This is a genomic window from Corynebacterium sp. PCR 32 (genome assembly GCF_037464985.1).
In the GTDB taxonomy this organism is placed as follows: Bacteria; Actinomycetota; Actinomycetes; order Mycobacteriales; family Mycobacteriaceae; genus Corynebacterium; species Corynebacterium kroppenstedtii_D.
This window is the reverse complement of the sequence record NZ_JBAHVL010000001.1, coordinates 313269-329192: the sequence shown is the minus strand read 5'-3', so window position 1 is coordinate 329192 and position 15924 is coordinate 313269. Positions and strand designations below refer to the sequence as shown.

General features: G+C 54.6%; 15 protein-coding genes and 1 tRNA gene. 5 read left to right on the top strand and 11 right to left on the bottom strand.

What is annotated here, in order from left to right:
- Positions 1-227 precede the first annotated feature (227 nt).
- Positions 228-1103 carry an esterase/lipase family protein gene (locus tag V5S80_RS01375; RefSeq protein WP_395168967.1) on the top strand — a complete coding sequence of 292 codons (876 nt, stop codon included), beginning with the start codon at positions 228-230 and terminating at the stop codon, positions 1101-1103.
- Between the two features lie 106 nt (positions 1104-1209).
- Here V5S80_RS01375 and V5S80_RS01370 read toward each other — a convergent pair.
- Positions 1210-1291 (bottom strand) — tRNA-Leu (locus V5S80_RS01370).
- Positions 1292-1403: 112 nt separating this feature from the next.
- Between V5S80_RS01370 and V5S80_RS01365 the strand changes: the two genes are divergently transcribed.
- Both V5S80_RS01365 and V5S80_RS01360 read left to right on the top strand, forming a co-directional pair.
- Positions 1404-1916: a hypothetical protein gene (locus tag V5S80_RS01365; RefSeq protein WP_395168966.1), complete on the top strand. Its 513-nt coding sequence runs from the start codon at positions 1404-1406 to the stop codon at positions 1914-1916.
- 20 nt (positions 1917-1936) lie between these two features.
- On the top strand, positions 1937-2353 hold the full coding sequence (locus V5S80_RS01360) for a DUF3817 domain-containing protein (protein WP_395168965.1): 417 nt from the start codon (positions 1937-1939) through the stop codon (positions 2351-2353).
- Between the two features lie 108 nt (positions 2354-2461).
- Here V5S80_RS01360 and V5S80_RS01355 read toward each other — a convergent pair whose 3' ends face one another.
- The 6 genes from V5S80_RS01355 to clpS form a co-directional block, all read right to left on the bottom strand.
- Complete coding sequence (locus V5S80_RS01355; RefSeq protein ID WP_395168964.1) at positions 2462-3184, bottom strand: non-canonical purine NTP pyrophosphatase; 723 nt, start codon at positions 3182-3184, stop codon at positions 2462-2464.
- Between the two features lie 7 nt (positions 3185-3191).
- Positions 3192-3953: a ribonuclease PH gene (rph, locus tag V5S80_RS01350; protein ID WP_395168963.1), complete on the bottom strand. Its 762-nt coding sequence runs from the start codon at positions 3951-3953 to the stop codon at positions 3192-3194.
- Between the two features lie 36 nt (positions 3954-3989).
- Positions 3990-4760, bottom strand: a complete 771-nt coding sequence (locus tag V5S80_RS01345; RefSeq protein ID WP_395168962.1) for an MBL fold metallo-hydrolase — start codon at positions 4758-4760, stop codon at positions 3990-3992.
- Between the two features lie 108 nt (positions 4761-4868).
- Complete coding sequence (murI, locus tag V5S80_RS01340) at positions 4869-5735, bottom strand: glutamate racemase (RefSeq protein WP_395168961.1); 867 nt, start codon at positions 5733-5735, stop codon at positions 4869-4871.
- Positions 5732-6277, bottom strand: a complete 546-nt coding sequence (locus tag V5S80_RS01335) for a DUF2017 domain-containing protein (RefSeq protein ID WP_395168960.1) — start codon at positions 6275-6277, stop codon at positions 5732-5734. The genes murI and V5S80_RS01335 overlap by 4 nt, the downstream gene beginning before the upstream one ends.
- A gap of 68 nt (positions 6278-6345) precedes the next feature.
- Entirely contained in the window at positions 6346-6645 is a 300-nt protein-coding gene (gene clpS, locus V5S80_RS01330) for an ATP-dependent Clp protease adapter ClpS (RefSeq protein WP_395168959.1), read from the bottom strand.
- 164 nt (positions 6646-6809) lie between these two features.
- Here clpS and V5S80_RS01325 point away from each other — a divergent pair, with 164 nt between their 5' ends.
- Positions 6810-8138, top strand: coding sequence for a nicotinate phosphoribosyltransferase (locus tag V5S80_RS01325; protein WP_395168958.1), 1329 nt, complete (start codon positions 6810-6812; stop codon positions 8136-8138).
- A gap of 111 nt (positions 8139-8249) precedes the next feature.
- Positions 8250-10169: an ATP-dependent DNA helicase gene (locus tag V5S80_RS01320; RefSeq protein ID WP_395169400.1), complete on the top strand. Its 1920-nt coding sequence runs from the start codon at positions 8250-8252 to the stop codon at positions 10167-10169.
- Positions 10170-10185: 16 nt separating this feature from the next.
- Here the strand turns inward: V5S80_RS01320 and V5S80_RS01315 are convergent, their stop codons facing one another.
- The 4 genes from V5S80_RS01315 to nrdF all read right to left on the bottom strand — a co-directional run bounded on the left by V5S80_RS01315 (position 10186) and on the right by nrdF (position 15495).
- Positions 10186-11016, bottom strand: a complete 831-nt coding sequence (locus V5S80_RS01315; protein ID WP_395168957.1) for a peptidyl-tRNA hydrolase — start codon at positions 11014-11016, stop codon at positions 10186-10188.
- On the bottom strand, positions 11009-12265 hold the full coding sequence (serB, locus tag V5S80_RS01310) for a phosphoserine phosphatase SerB (protein WP_395168956.1): 1257 nt from the start codon (positions 12263-12265) through the stop codon (positions 11009-11011). Before serB ends, V5S80_RS01315 begins: the two co-directional genes overlap by 8 nt.
- Positions 12266-12444: 179 nt before the next feature.
- Positions 12445-14142 carry a cytochrome c oxidase subunit I gene (ctaD, locus tag V5S80_RS01305; RefSeq protein ID WP_395168955.1) on the bottom strand — a complete coding sequence of 566 codons (1698 nt, stop codon included), beginning with the start codon at positions 14140-14142 and terminating at the stop codon, positions 12445-12447.
- Between the two features lie 342 nt (positions 14143-14484).
- On the bottom strand, positions 14485-15495 hold the full coding sequence (gene nrdF / locus V5S80_RS01300) for a class 1b ribonucleoside-diphosphate reductase subunit beta (protein WP_395168954.1): 1011 nt from the start codon (positions 15493-15495) through the stop codon (positions 14485-14487).
- Positions 15496-15924 lie beyond the last annotated feature (429 nt).

The following is a 15924-nucleotide window of genomic DNA, read 5'->3' as shown; positions in this document are numbered from 1 at the left end:
TGGTTTCCTAGCTTTTCGGATCACAATAAGAAATAATTAGCTTAGTAATATAAGACACGGAAGTGACCAGGCCCTTCCCATAGCTAGTGAGGTCTATTGTGAGCTCTCGATCGAAACGCTTGATAATAACAGCGGCCGTCTCCATGACACTAATAAGCACTGGAGTAGCCTCTGCAACGCCAGCCCCCATTGACTCACCACCGTCAACAATCGCCCCATGGACCCACATGGGCTCCCCCCTGCCCGAACAACATAACTCCCTTCGCGCAGACGAGGTATCATCACATGACCCCAACCCGTCACCCGAAGGCACCAACGTCGACTGCACACCACACCACGGTGACAACCCCGTCGTCTTACTCCACGGTTTTAACTCCAATGCATACCGCAGTTTCTCCCGTTTAGCTCCTGCATTGGCAAACCACGGCAAATGCGTATACGCCATGAACTACGGACAACTTGCCCCTGGAATCGGAGATGGAAAATCGATCGCCGCGACATCAACCGGCTCCTATGGTCTAGGACCCATGCCCGTCAGCCTTGACCAGGTGTCAACGCAGATCGATCAAGTACTCAGTCATACAGGCGCCGCCAAGGTTGACCTTGTTGGCTATTCCCAAGGCGGAACCTTGGCAATAGCATATGCAAAAACCCACCCTAGTCGCGTAGGAAAAATTGTCACCATCTCAGGGACAAATCGTGGAACATCCCTACTAGGTCTTTCAAATCTCAAAAAAGCTATGGAAGACGCAGGCCTTCCCGTGGGGAGTCTCGCCCGGGGAATCCTGGGGCAAGCCGCTAATGATCTGCTGGAAACCTCAGACTTCATGATGAAACTCAAAGAAGGTGACATCGAAGCCCCCGGCGTTCAATACACCGCCATTTCATCTCTAGCCGATGAAGCCGCGACGCCACTAAGCAACACCCAATTTAGCTCAGGAAACCACAGAAATATTGTTCTCCAAGACGGCTGCCCCGGCGATCTCCCAGATCACCTAGGCACACCATACGATCCCAGAGCGATCGACAACGTGGTAAACGCCCTCGGAGGAAACATCCCTGTACGCTGTTCATCGAGCGTAGGGCTCTTCGCCTCAATGTAAGTACGCCAATCACACAGGAAACTCACAGGTTCCGCACCCACCGAGCATCACACGGTGATAGCCCAACGACAACCCCCTCACCAGATTCACCGGTGAGGGGGACATGTGCGCTTGAGGGGACTTGAACCCCTACGTCCTAAGACACTGGAACCTAAATCCAGCGCGTCTGCCAATTCCGCCACAAGCGCAAAACAGCGTACTCGCACGCGGTGGTAATAGTAGCTGACTGCCCCTCACAAAAGAAAACTCCTCCCACCCAGCTCGCTACACCACCACACAACGACAGGTAGACTGTGTTCCGTGAACCGAGAGGACAACGCCAACCACCTGCACGGAAACACATCCGGCACCAGTGGAGAGGGGCACCACGCTGAGACACAGGCTCAGCACACTATGCCCTCCACGCGAGCTCGCATTGTTCACATCATTTTCCTCATCGCTGCCGTCGCAACAACATTACTCCTTGCCCACTGGCAGTGGGACCGCTACACCTCAGAGACGGGTACCGCCCAAAACCTCGGATACGTCCTCCAGTGGCCTGCGATCGGAGCTTTTTTCATCATCTCGTATCGTAAATACCTGCAATACGAACGCGAGCTTGCCGAAGGGAACACAGAACCGGGGGCGACACACCATTCTTCGGCGGCTCGTCATAACACGGCATCACGAGGAAAGAACGAGGTCACCTCATCCACAACCGAGCCTATGCGGGAAATCCCCACCGATTTTTTGCCACAGCGGTCTCGCCCTCAGTCTGCACAAACACCGGACCGCACAGCAGATAATCGCAAAGGCTTTCGTTCAAGACAATAATTGATATCCAAGGACACACCATGAATAATGCTCAGACCAACCGGAAGGTAACCGCCGATTCCCACGGAAGCACCCCATCTCCCCAGCAAGATCAACCACGCATCAACCCAGCACGGCAAGCGCGAGTAGCAGCAGCACTCAAGCGATATTCCATTGCGGCATACCTCACCGGTATATGGTTACTCATCCTGTGCGTAGAAATCATTCTCGCCCATCTGGTTTTGGATAACCCCCCAGCCTGGTTCACCTACATCGGTATGGCTCACGGCTTCTTTTTCATGATCTACCTTGTCATGACCTTGGACCTAGGAACAAAGGCTCGATGGGAACCAATCAGATGGCTGACCACCTGCATAGCAGGAACAATTCCCTTCATTTCCTTTGTCATCGAAGCTCGCCGTCGCCACGAAGTTCAACAAACCTTCGACCTCGACTAAGGAACACGATCTCTTCCACATCAGCGGTCAGCTGCACAGCTCTTATTCATGGTTACTGCCGTGCAGCTCACCGCCAACGCCGGGCTCCACACAATCGTCACCGGCACGCTACATTGTGCCCACAGATCTCAAAAGAGGAACCAACTGAGCCAAAGCCCGACCACGATGTGATTGGGCATCCTTCTCCTCAGCAGACAATTCTGCAGATGTCCGCGCCTCACCTCCGGATATCGCACGGGCATCTTCCTCCTCAGGAATGAAGATCGGATCATAGCCAAACCCGTTGTCTCCCCGTGGCTCACGAATAATCCGACCGCGCCATTCACCGCGCGCCACAAACTCACCAGGTGTGATCGGAGCAGACAGAGGAATACCACCACCACGCTCCTGCACAGTCGGAGCAAGCAGACCGACAGCTTCCGCACGATGCATCAATACCTCCGGGACAACAACCGCGCAGACAGATACAAAGGCCGCTCCTCGCCGCTCGTCAGGAACATCCGCCATCTGCCCCAACACCAGATTCATATTGACATCATCAGCGGCATGACTCCCCGACCAGCGAGCCGACAAGACACCTGGCATCCCATTCAACTCATCGACACTCAAGCCAGAATCATCCGCAACAGACACCAAACCTGTATGCCGAGCAGCGTCCCTTGCCTTCAACAACGCATTATCACCGAACGTCCGGCCAGTCTCGGGAGCCTCAGGAAAATCCATAACATCCCTCAAGCTCACCAACTCAATACCCGCAACACGACGGGCATCTAGCACCCGCTCAAGTTCCCTCAGTTTTTTAGTATTCCTACTCGCAACAAGAACCCGCACGAATTTCTCACTTCACATTCGACAACGACGTCGGATACGCCGCAGATAATGCGTCCTTCTGCACAGCAATAAGCTCTGCACAGCCCTTCTGTGCCACATCCATAAACTGCGTCAGATGATCACGCGAAAACGTATTGTGCTCACCTGTGCCCTGAATCTCCACAAATTCGCCCGACTCCGTCATCACGACATTCATATCCACCTCCGCACGAGAATCCTCCTCATACGGAAGATCCAGACACACGTGACCATCGATAAGCCCAACCGACACCGCCGCAACAGGAGGAAGTAAAGCCCGCGTCGACGCCAACAACCCCGCAGCATCCAAATACGTCAACGCATCAGCAAGCGCAACATAAGCACCAGTAATCGACGCCGTCCGAGTACCGCCATCAGCCTGCAAAACATCACAGTCAATAGCAATCGTATTCTCACCCAACGCCCGCAAATCCACCGCAGCACGCAACGAACGCCCCACAAGCCGCGAAATCTCGTGAGTACGCCCCTTCACCTTCCCTCGCATCGATTCACGAGGCATCCGATCCACCGTCGCCGACGGCAACATGGAATACTCCGCCGTCAACCACCCCTCGCCACTATCCTTCTTAAAACGAGGCACACGGTCCTCCACTGACGCCGTACACATCACCCGCGTATTTCCGAACTCAACCAACACAGAACCAGCAGGATTCGTCGTAAAACCACGAACAATACGCACAGGGCGCATCTCATCAAGGGCACGGCCATCAGCGCGCACAAAATCACTCATAACATCCCACCCTACCGGCCACCCCCAACACACACCCTAAAACTCGTAAGTCTGCATAGGCAACGCCACATCAATCTGACCTGAAAAATGTTCCTGCGCAGCACTAACAGTATCCGCAACATCAATCCACGGCGGAATATGAGTCAAAATCAACCGCTCAACACCGGCCCGTGCCGCCGTCATCGCCGCCTCCGCACCACTCATGTGCATACCCGGAGCAGCCCCCACCGACGATGCCCCCCACGATGCCTCACACAACAACAACTGCGCACCCTTCGCCAAGTCAACAAGGTCATCGCAATATGCTGTGTCGGCGGAATATACCAGCGTCTGACCAGTATCGCGCTCAACGACCCGAAGTGCATATGTCTCCGTCGGATGCACCATCGCCATCGGCGTAAAATCGAAAGCCCCCACCTCCTGCACATCACCCTGACACCACGAACGAATCACGAAACTATCCGAAAAATCGTCAACCTCCCCCGGCGCGTCAGCACTAGCCAAACCCAAATGCTGAGCAGCAAAAATAGGACCAACAAAAATATTCTTCGTCGTCGCGGCTAACCGAGGATGAAAACGGCGCCACACCAACAACGACGGAAAATCGAGACAATGGTCGGCATGAAGATGGGAGAACACAATGTGTGCACGGGAAGGATCAGTCACTTGTGGAAGAATCCCCATTGCCCCAGGCCCCAAGTCCATAATGACAGGATCTGACCCGTCCTCCGGCGAGACGAGATAACTTGATGCCGGAGACTTCGGACCAGCGAGACTTCCTGAGGAACCGATAATCGTCAACCGCATGTGGTTATACTGCCAGACAGAACCTTACAATGGAGCGTATAGCTGCAATTTCACACACTTTTGTCTTCATCATCACTCGCACACCGGGGTGAGACTCGCATCACGGAGTTACCTGCCCATTCCCCCAGGCACGTGGCTGACCTGAGCAATCGACGGCCCTAAGAACCGTCGTGCCAACCGCGCAAACCGGTGAGGATCACCCGTTGATTCGAAACGATAGACTGGATCAGGACCAACGAATTCATTGACCACACTAGCGTCAAATACACCATCAGAACCGACCTCAGAGACAGCATTGTTACACAAATTCTCTTGATACAGGACCCGTGCAACTTCTTTTCCCTCTTCCTCGGAACTACTCACCAGTGTCACACTGTCCCCCATGACCAACTGAATAACCCCAGTGAGCAAAGGATAGTGAGTACATCCCAACACCAATGTGTCGACACCAGCATCGTGCAACGGTTCCAGGTAGGCCTCAGCCAAACCCATAACCTGTCTCCCCGTCGTAATACCACGCTCAACAAATGGAACAAACTGCGGACAATCCACAGCATGAACCTCAACGTCAGGATCCATCTCTGCAATTGCCCGCTGATAGGACCCCGATGCAATAGTCCCTGTCGTCCCGATAATCCCCACACGCCCGCTACGCGTCGCAGCAACAGCACGCCGTGACGCCGGCTCAATAACCCCAATAACAGGAACATCATAGAGTTCACGTGCGCGCTCCAAGAACACCGATGACGCAGTATTACAGGCAATAACAATCATTTTCGCCCCACGCGCGACGAGATCATCAGCAATGGACATTGAATAATGAACAACATCCTCAGGTGATTTGGGACCATAGGGTGCATGCGCCGTATCACCGACATACATAATCGACTCAGTCGGGGCTTGATCCACAATGGTCCTCGCCACCGTCAAACCACCAACACCAGAATCAAAAACACCAATGGGGCTGTCAATCATGAATACCACGCTTCAAGTAGCGATTCCTGACACACAGCCAGCCATTCCACAAAACGTCGGTCGCCACCAGCCTCAGGCAAGCAACCATCCTCATCGATGAACTCCGCCGCTTTATACAGACGAATATCATTCAACGCAGCAAGCCATCGGGGAACTTCATCATCATCCAAGGTGACGTTCACCGACCCATCCGGCCCCAACGCGTCGACGATATACCGCAGATGAGTGAGCTTTTCCGAGATTATCTCCGGCTCATGAATTTGCCGAAGCATCCCATTATCCCCCTCAAACTCTTCGGCATCCGCGGCCTCAAAATCAGGGAGTAACCGGGCCAAACCTGGGTGATTCGGCTTCTCCGTATGCCCCGAACTAATCCCCGTCATTTCCTCCAATGCATCCTTCGGAGCAGTCCGCTGACGCTTAATTAATGCGTTACACAACTCTGCCGCGGCGTTACCAAGAAGCTCACGCTCCATCGGCTCAAAAATCGTACCAACCGTCCGCTTCCTCAACAAACCTTTACGAGGCTTCCATGGCTCCACAGCTCATCCCTCACGTGAATCGTCATTACGTCATACAGTAGGGTACGGCAAGGTTGACTACAGGCAGATCAGCCCTCAGACCGTTGCATCGTGGCCCATAAACCAGCGGTCTGCAGTTTTTTGACGTCAACCTCCACTTTATCCCGCTCACCAGACGACACCACAGCCTTCCCTTCCGTATGGACTTTCATCATTAACTCCGTCGCCCGCGCACGTCGATAACCTAACACCGTCTCAAACACGTAGGTGACATAACTCATCAGGTTCACCGGATCATCCCAGACAATGCACAGCCACGGAAGATCCGGTTCTGTCAACGCTTGCGTGTCTGTTTCAGGGGTAGCTAAAGGAGCTGCGGCAGGACTCATGCTGACCACTCTAGCCAGAAACCACTACGACTCACAGCATCCGTAGCGACTCACCCCCACGCACAAAAGCAAAACCCCCACAACTTCACGCATCACCACCTCAGCAATTCGAGCAGCCACCACCATCCACTCGTTAACCGAACCAAACCATTACTATTATCGCCATGACCGCTTCCCCCTCCCCTGAGCTCGACCGACGATCCAGCGCATTACTCACCGACAAATACGAACTCACCATGCTCGATGCTGCTATCAAAGATGGCACGGCCAACCGCCAGGTAACCTTCGAAGTATTCGCTCGACGTCTGCCCGGCCAACGTCGATACGGAGTTGTGGCGGGAACCGCACGCGTATTAAGCACGGTCCGAGACTTCGTCTTCACCGACGACCAACTCGCTTACCTTGACTTCCTCAGCGACGACACCATTGAATACCTCCGCAACTACCGCTTTACCGGACACATCGATGGCTACTGTGAAGGCGAACTCTACTTCCCCTACTCCCCCATCCTGACCCTCCGCGGCACCTTCGCAGAATGCGTCGTCCTCGAAACAGTCATCCTCTCCATCATGAACGCGGACTCCGCCATCGCCACCGCAGCAGCACGCATGGTCACCGCTGCAGAAGGCCGCACTATCATGGAAATGGGATCCCGCCGCACACACGAATATGCCGCAGTCACTGCAACTCGCGCCGCTTATCTTGCCGGTTTCTCCTCCACCAGCAACCTTGAAGCCGCATACCGATACAACATCCCCTCCGCAGGCACCGCAGCTCACGCATGGACACTCGCCCACACCACCCACGATGGCCCCCACGAAGCCGACGCCTTTAAAACACAAATCGATACTCTCGGCATCGACACCACCCTCCTCGTCGACACCTACGACATCACAGCAGGCGTGCGCACCGCCATCGACGTTGCCGGCACCAAACTCGGCGGCATCCGTATCGACTCCGGCGATCTCGGAGTTCTTGTTCGACAAGTACGCAACCAGCTCGACGCCCTCGGCGCCACCAACACAAAAATTGTGGTCTCCTCCGACCTCGATGAATACGCCATCGCCGCGCTCCGCTCCGAGCCCGTCGACGCCTACGGTGTCGGCACCTCACTCGTCACAGGATCCGGCTATCCCACTGCCGAAATGGTTTACAAACTCGTCGAAGTCGACGGCCTCCCGGTCTCCAAACGATCACGTCACAAAATCTCCCACGGCGGAACCAAACGAGCCTTCCGCGCCGTCCGCGAATCCGGAACCGCCGTCGAAGAACTCATCACCCGCTTCGACGCCGAACCACCACACGTATCCGACGGCCTCCACCTCCGACCCCTCACTATCGCGCTCGTACGAGATGGCGACATCACCGGCAATCTCCCCTCACTCGACACATGTCGCACATACCTCGCCGACTCACTCATCACCCTTCCATGGGAGGGACTCGCACTGCCAGCCGATGAACCCGCGATTTCCACTCGATTCGTCGGATTCTAAACAGCTCACCAGATACACATGAGCAAAAAAACACACCACACACAGACACGCGACAACAACGATATCGCCACCTACGACGCCAACCGTCTCCTCGACATCGTTGTTTCCGACATGGGCGGCGCTCGACGTGCAGGGCAATCGGGCATGACGACTGCCATCCAAAAAGCAATCAGGATGGAAAAACACTTGGCTGTTCAAGCGGGGACGGGAACAGGCAAATCAATGGCCTATCTCATCCCCGCTATTGCTCATGCTGTCGAAACAAACACCAGTATTATTGTCTCCACCGCCACCATTGCGCTCCAACGACAACTCATCTCCCGTGACCTCCCCAGACTAGCCACAGCGCTTCAACCAGAACTCGGCGACATCACCTTTGCCATCCTCAAAGGACGATCCAACTACCTCTGCCTCAATAAGCTCAGCGTCGACGATGAGGACAGCGCCCTCATCGATCCCGCCCACATCTCCCGTCTCGGTCACCAAATACAACACCTGCATGACTGGGCATCCGACTCAGATGACGGCGACCGAGATAGCCTTGACAGTGGCGTCTCGGATCTAGCATGGAAACAGGTCAGCGTAACAGCTCAAGAATGCATTGGTGCCTCACGATGCCCCCATGGCGATGACTGTTTTGCCGAACGCGCTCGCGACAGAGCCCGCGGTGCCCACATTGTCGTGACTAACCATGCGCTTCTGGCCATCGACGCACTATCCGACGGAAACATTTTGCCCGAGCACAACATCGTCATTATCGACGAAGCGCACGAACTCGATGGGCGGATCACATCAGTTGCGACGGAAGAACTTGCCGCACCCGGCATGAGAGCAACAGCGCGACGCGTCGCCAAGTTCGACGATGAAGCCTCATCGTCCCTGATGAACAGTATCGATGATTGGCAACGCTACATCGACACGGTCATCGACGACGGCCGGTGGAAACCTGTCCCGGATAATGCGACCACTAACGTTGAGGATCTACGCCAACACCTCAATACTGCCTTCACCGCGGTGCACAGTGTCTCCCCCGATACGCTCACCGCCAACCCGGAAAAAGCAGCCGAACGACAAGCTGTTCTCTCTGCATTAGACGATCTGCAGGACACCTGCACCCGAATTCTCTCCTATGCCAATCAACTGTCACAGCAGCAGAACGGGGTGTCCGATGAACCAGACGACGTCGTGTGGAAGGAAAATGGTGATCCCGGCAAGGTTCTCGTTGCCCCCCTCTCAGTCGCCCCGCTACTGAGCAAAAACCTTTTCAGCACAAGCACTGTCATTCTCACCTCCGCAACACTCGCCCTCGGAGGAAAATTCGATGCTATGGCAGCGCAATGGGGTCTGCCCACAAATACGTACACCACGCTCGATGTAGGAACCCCTTTCGACGCGCGACGCTCGGGCATCCTTTATGTGGCTGACCACCTTCAACCTCCCGGCCGCGACGGAATGTCCAGCGAGGCATGCGAAGAAATGCGTACCCTTATTTCTGCCGCTGGTGGCAGGACATTGGGCTTATTCTCGTCGCGTCGTGCAGCCGAAGCCGCGGCTGACGCTATGCGGTCTGTTCTTCCTTTTGATGTCTACTGCCAAGGTGATGACTCGCTTAGTGCACTAGTCACTGCGTTTTCCAATAATGAAAATTCGGTCCTCTTCGGCACATTGTCGTTATGGCAAGGTGTTGATGTCCCCGGCCCCTCGTTGTCCTTGGTCATCATTGACCGTATTCCCTTTCCCCGACCAGACGATCCCTTACTGAAAGCACGATCAGATGCAGCTGACGCCGCCGGGCGGAGTGGATTTATGGAAGTTTCTGCGACACACGCAGCACTCCTCATGGCGCAGGGTGCGGGGCGGCTCCTCCGATCAGTTGATGACCGTGGCGTCGTCGCCGTTCTTGATTCACGGCTAGCGACCAAACGGTACGGGTCATATATCGCAGCCTCTATGCCTGACCTGTGGCGAACAAACTCCCTACATCAAACGCAGGCTGCGCTCCAGCGACTCGTAAAAAAAGGGGACTCATAGGGGTTCTTAGCAGTGGCTATAGCGCTGGGTTGAAGACGACTGCTGTTCTGCTTCCTGGCATGACTTCAGTGAATCCGGCGTCAATGATCTCAACGGACTGACCGGCCCCGCGGCGTCGAACGGCGTCATCGAGGTCGTGACTCGAACTCTCAACCACGGTGAACCGTGGTTCGCGAAGCCACTGCTCAACCGTTGAATACGTAGCATGTGCTGCCCACAGCATGGCAGCATGCCCGACTTGGGCTGCTGCTTTACCTACTGACATCTCCAGATCGGTGTTTATCGCGATCACCGGATAGACAGATTCCTTAATGCTGGCACCAATATTTTGTTGGTCATCGTGTGGGGGAAGGTCAGTCCCGCTGATCTGGAGTTTGCCTATCCTTGGATCAATATCCCGAACGGGGCCGGGAAGAAAAGCCCTCGCGGATGACTCACCAATGGTCACTGTCATACCAGGGATATCTTGTACCCTCGCCCACTGCCCCGGTGTTCGCGCCCGGCGTGCGATTTTACGAATCCGCGCCCCGTACCATTGTGCCAATGGTGTCATCCATGTCTCATCGTATCCCGCGCGGGGATCAAGACATACAAGGATGGAGGCGAGCGCTGTAGCCTCCAAAAGGTCTCGTCGAGGGGGAAGGGCCGACCTCGGCATCTTCAACACCAGTGGCATCGCCTGAACGGTCGATGGATGATTGAGGTCTTCCCCCTCATGAGCATTCGTCGTGTTGTGACGAAGTGATGCCAGCCGACCATGAGAGTGGGCAATACTCGAGGGAACACGGCCGCGGAAGAGTTCCGATCCGTCATATGACCAATCACCGTAGGGAGTGCCCTTACTCATCGTGTGCTGCCCCTGTGTCCGTTTCGCAACCTTCTGCGGCCGCCATGACATCATCACGATCGATGCCTAGGATGCCCAACACGACATCGAGGAACGGGAAATTCACTGAGGTATCTGCAACGTCTCGCAGGGCTTTCTTCGCGTTAAAGGCGATGCCAAGCCCGGCAGCGGAGAGCATATCAATATCATTTGCTCCGTCGCCGACGGCGACAGTCTGGTTCATGGCTATACCGGATGTCGCTGCACACTCCTCGAGGAAACGAGCTTTCTCCCCCCGATCAACAACATCCCCAACGAGTCGTCCGGTAAGTTTTCCATCGACGACCTCCAACGTATTCGCCTTGACGAAATCAAGTTCGAGTTCATCGGAAATAGGCTGGATCACCTGGATAAAACCGCCCGACACCACCGCGGTCCGGTACCCCAGTTGCTTGAGGGTGCGAATTGTTGTGCGAGCTCCTGGCGTCAGAGCGATATTTTTAGCAACATCCTCGAGGATTGAACTGTCTAAACCACGCAATGTTGCAACTCGATCATAAAGCGATTCTTCAAAGTCGATTTCTCCCCTCATCGCCCGGGCGGTCACCTCTGAGACTTCCTTCTCTTTTCCGGCGTGGGCCGCTAACATTTCAATGGCTTCGCCCTGAATCAAGGTTGAATCGCAATCAAAGCATATGAGGCGCTGTGAACGGCGAGCCAGACCGGCTCGCTCAATAGCGATGTCAACACCAATCTGCGTGCTTAACTCGGTCAGGGCCTTACGGAGGTCAACGTCGTCGCCTCGGCGGGGATCATGTGTCGAGATCTTCATTTCCACTCCGGTCACCGGGTAGTCAGAAATCCCACGATATGTGTCGATGTTCGCTCCGTGGTTCGCGAGAACGTGACCAACCTGGGAGATATGGTCTGCCGTGACCGGATTGCCTAACACGACAACAGCATGGCTGGAATATGGTCGTGAGCGTGTGGCTTGGGGATCGTGGTCGATGTCTACCGTGCAGTCAAACGGGGCTAGCGTTGTGGTCAGATCACCACGGAGATGAGTGATTGTAGAAGGCGGGCAACCAACAAGGGCGGCAAGAGACAGGTATCCACGGAACACAGATTGCTCAATATCGAGTAGTTGGCTGTCGTGTTCTGCGAGGACACGAAAGAGCACTGCACTCACACCGGGACGGTCTGGGCCGGACACGATAATAGTGGCGGGGCAGAATCCTTGGATCAGGTTCACAGTGGGTTGAGGGAACATGGTGTACCTGTGTGCTCCTCATGGTCGAGGTGGATGAGTATCTGGTGATATGTATGGGTGGGGTATATAGAAACAGCCCCCACCCGTGTGGATAGGGGCCGTCTTCTTATATTCAGGAGGTCCGATTAGGAGGTGGCCTGACCGGGCGCGGGGCGCCCGATGATCACCATGCGGTCGCGCTAAAAATGGCGACCAACGTGAGCTTCGGCGCGCATCTTTTCAACCATATGTGGATGATGCAGTTCAAACGCGGGGCGCTCGGAGCGGATACGCGGCAGCGAGAGGAAATTGTGGGTCGGCGGTGGGCAGGAGGTCGCCCACTCGAGCGAGTTCCCGTAACCCCATGGATCGTCGACGGTGACAATCTCACCATAACGGAATGACTTGAACACATTCCAGATAAACGGTAGGAAGCCGATACCGAGGATGAAGGAGAAAATGGTGGAGAACTGGTTCAACCCGGTGAATCCGTCAGTGGGAAGGTAATCAGCGTACCGACGCGGCATGCCTTCATCGCCAAGCCAGTGCTGAACCATGAAGGTTCCATTGAACCCGATCATGGTCAACCAGAAGTGGATCTTGCCCAGGCGCTCGTCCAACATACGGCCCGTCATCTTCGGGAACCAAAAGTACACACCAGCGCAGGAGGCGAACACAATGGTGCCGAATAGGGTGTAGTGGAAGTGAGCAACGACGAAGTAGGTATCCGACACGTGGAAATCCAGTGGCGGAGAGGCAAGCATGATGCCAGTCAGCCCACCGAAGAGGAATGTGACAAGGAAGCCCATGGTCCACAGCATTGGGGTCTCGAAGGTAATATGTCCCCGCCACATCGTTCCAACCCAGTTGAAGAACTTCACACCGGTCGGCACCGAGATGAGGTAAGTCATGAAGGAGAAGAACGGAAGCAAGATCGCACCGGTCACGAACATGTGGTGTGCCCAGACGGCGACCGAGAGAGCAGCGATCGACAACGTGGCGAACACGAGGCCCGCGTAACCAAACATGGGTTTACGCGAGAAAACGGGGATGATCTCAGAGACAATGCCGAAGAACGGCAAAGCCAAGACATACACCTCGGGGTGGCCGAAGAACCAGAACAGGTGCTGCCACAAAACTGCCCCGCCATTAGCAGGATCATAAATGTGCCCTCCCAGTTTACGGTCATATAGCACACCGAGGGCCGCAGCAGTCAGCATCGGGAAGATCAACAGCGCGATGATCGACGTCACCAAGATATTCCAGGTGAAGATCGGTAGGCGGAACATTGTCATACCTGGGGCACGCAGGCACACAATAGTGGTAATCATGTTAATGGCCGATGCGATGGTACCAACACCACCAGCTCCAACACCGACAATCCACATATCGGAGCCAATGCCCGGTGAGTGAAGAGCATCAGATAGTGGCGAGTAAATGGTCCACCCGAAGTCAGCGGCGCCACCAGGAGTGAAGAAGCCCGAGAGCATCAAGATGCCACCACCGACAGTCAGCCAGAAACCCAGGGCATTCAGCCGAGGGAACGCAACGTCAGGTGCACCGATTTGTAGTGGCATGATGTAGTTCGCGAAGCCCCACACCACAGGTGTGCCGTACAGCAGCAGCATGACGGTGCCGTGCATGGTAAAGAGCTGATTGAACTGCTCATTAGACAAGAACTGGAGACCCGGGCTGAAGAGTTCAGCACGAATCAGCAAGGCCATGAGACCACCGAGGAAGAAAAAACAGAACGAGGTGATGATATACATCAAACCGAGCTGCTTATGGTCCGTCGTGGTCAGCATGCGCCAGGCAAATCCTCCCTTAGGGGTGGTCCCTGACGGCATCGGCCTAGCGGGGGCGACCGGATGATCAACCTTAGGCGCTACGGCAGTCATACTTTCCTCCTGAATTCGGAACCTGCTCCCTACCTTCATGGGAAGCAGGTCCCTCGTCAATAATATTGCCGGCGTGCCCCGGCCACACCCCGACCACATCACTCCGAATGCTGTGACCAGCACAAACCACAACATTTGAGATGCTGTAGTTCTCAACAACCCAAGGGTAGCGTCTGGGAATTCTGTGACGATCGGCGGACAATAGCCTGTAGTACACCAACGATGTTCAATATAGTAACGCTGCGCACCACATAAAGGCCAGCCCTCGCCCCTCGCCTCCGCATGGGAGGGGGTATCACCGATCAACCTCAAGGAGGTGTGAACCCACCATAGCGTCACACACTAGAAGTCCCAGTCCTCATCGGTGGTCGATTCTGCCTTACCGATTACGTAGGACGAGCCTGATCCAGAGAAGAAGTCATGGTTCTCATCTGCCCCCGGATTCAGCGATGAAATTATGGCCGGGCTGACGCGAGTCTCATCGGGAGGGAACAAGCCTTCGTAGCCCAGATTATTGAGAGCCTTATTCGCGTTATACCGCAAGAAACGCTTAACATCCTCAGTCCACCCTAAATCGTCATACAGATCTTCGGTGTATTGCGTCTCATTTTCGTACAACTCATAGACAAGCTCGAACGTGTAGTCCTTGAGGTCATCCCGTTCGGCTTGAGTGAGCACCTCTTGCCCGCGCTGATACTTGTATCCGATGTAGTAGCCATGAACAGCTTCATCACGAATAATCAAGCGGACGACGTCTGCGGTGTTTGTCAGCTTGCCGTGACTCGACCAATACATAGGCAAATAGAACCCAGAGTAGAAGAGGAAGGATTCAAGCAGTGTCGACGCAACCTTCCGCTTGAAAGGATTATCACCTTCATAGTAATCAAGTATAATCCCCGCCTTGCGCTGGAGATTGCTATTTTCTTCCGACCATCGGAAAGCTTCGTTAATTTCCGGCGTTGACGACAAGGTCATAAAAATCGACGAATATGAACGAGCATGAACCGACTCCATGAACGCGATGTTCGTATACACGGCCTCTTCGTGAGGCGTGAGAGCATCAGGGATCAATGATACCGCGCCAACGGTGCCCTGGATCGTATCCAACATTGTGAGCCCCGTGAACACCCGCATCGTCGTGCGCCGCTCCACGTCATTAAGCGTTCCCCAGCTCTTGATATCGTTGGATAGCGGTACTTTCTCTGGAAGCCAGAAATTGCCCGTCAACCGGTCCCATACTTCTTGATCTTTCTCGTCCGGAATCGTGTTCCAGTCGATCGCGGCGATGGGACGATCATGGTTTTCCTGCTTGGCACCCCGTCGTACTGGGGTGAGCGCGTTGGTCTTCTTCATAAAAGTGCCCCTTTCAGCACTAAAAGCATCAATAAAGCTGTAGAAACCTCAGGGGCATCACTGTCGAATCTCCACAGTCGCGACCTTCTGGTGCCCCACAACGTGCCGACATACGCCAGCTCCGCAACGATCAAGTCTAGCCGCCAGGATGCGACATAGGCTCACCTCCTACTTTTCGGGTTAATTTTTTAGTGTGCATGTCAACACTGGACGCAAGTAAGATGCCAACACTACTTCCTTCTCTTCAATAGTTGTCGCCATATTAACTCCGGAAGGTGCATCAGCCTGACGGCAGGTTAATCACTATTGTCAAGATGGCAATGCCAGGGGTATTCAACTGAAAGAACAACTATAGTTGGGCCTAAACCAACTTCATAATTTATTTTTGCTTAATCTAAAATTGTAATGCTGCTTAAATTTTTTCCTGAA

Bases quoted from the DNA above. Each gene is read 5' to 3' on its own strand.
- V5S80_RS01375 (WP_395168967.1), top strand. From the start codon at position 228: ATGGGCTCCCCCCTGCCCGAACAACATAACTCCCTTCGCGCAGACGAG.
- V5S80_RS01360 (WP_395168965.1), top strand. From the start codon at position 1,937: ATGAATAATGCTCAGACCAACCGGAAGGTAACCGCCGATTCCCACGGA.
- rph (WP_395168963.1), bottom strand. From the start codon at position 3,953: ATGAGTGATTTTGTGCGCGCTGATGGCCGTGCCCTTGATGAGATGCGC.
- V5S80_RS01345 (WP_395168962.1), bottom strand. From the start codon at position 4,760: ATGCGGTTGACGATTATCGGTTCCTCAGGAAGTCTCGCTGGTCCGAAG.
- murI (WP_395168961.1), bottom strand. From the start codon at position 5,735: ATGATTGACAGCCCCATTGGTGTTTTTGATTCTGGTGTTGGTGGTTTG.
- clpS (WP_395168959.1), bottom strand. From the start codon at position 6,645: ATGAGTCCTGCCGCAGCTCCTTTAGCTACCCCTGAAACAGACACGCAA.
- V5S80_RS01325 (WP_395168958.1), top strand. From the start codon at position 6,810: ATGACCGCTTCCCCCTCCCCTGAGCTCGACCGACGATCCAGCGCATTA.
- V5S80_RS01320 (WP_395169400.1), top strand. From the start codon at position 8,250: ATGGGCGGCGCTCGACGTGCAGGGCAATCGGGCATGACGACTGCCATC.
- V5S80_RS01315 (WP_395168957.1), bottom strand. From the start codon at position 11,016: ATGAGTAAGGGCACTCCCTACGGTGATTGGTCATATGACGGATCGGAA.
- serB (WP_395168956.1), bottom strand. From the start codon at position 12,265: ATGTTCCCTCAACCCACTGTGAACCTGATCCAAGGATTCTGCCCCGCC.
- ctaD (WP_395168955.1), bottom strand. From the start codon at position 14,142: ATGACTGCCGTAGCGCCTAAGGTTGATCATCCGGTCGCCCCCGCTAGG.
- nrdF (WP_395168954.1), bottom strand. From the start codon at position 15,495: ATGAAGAAGACCAACGCGCTCACCCCAGTACGACGGGGTGCCAAGCAG.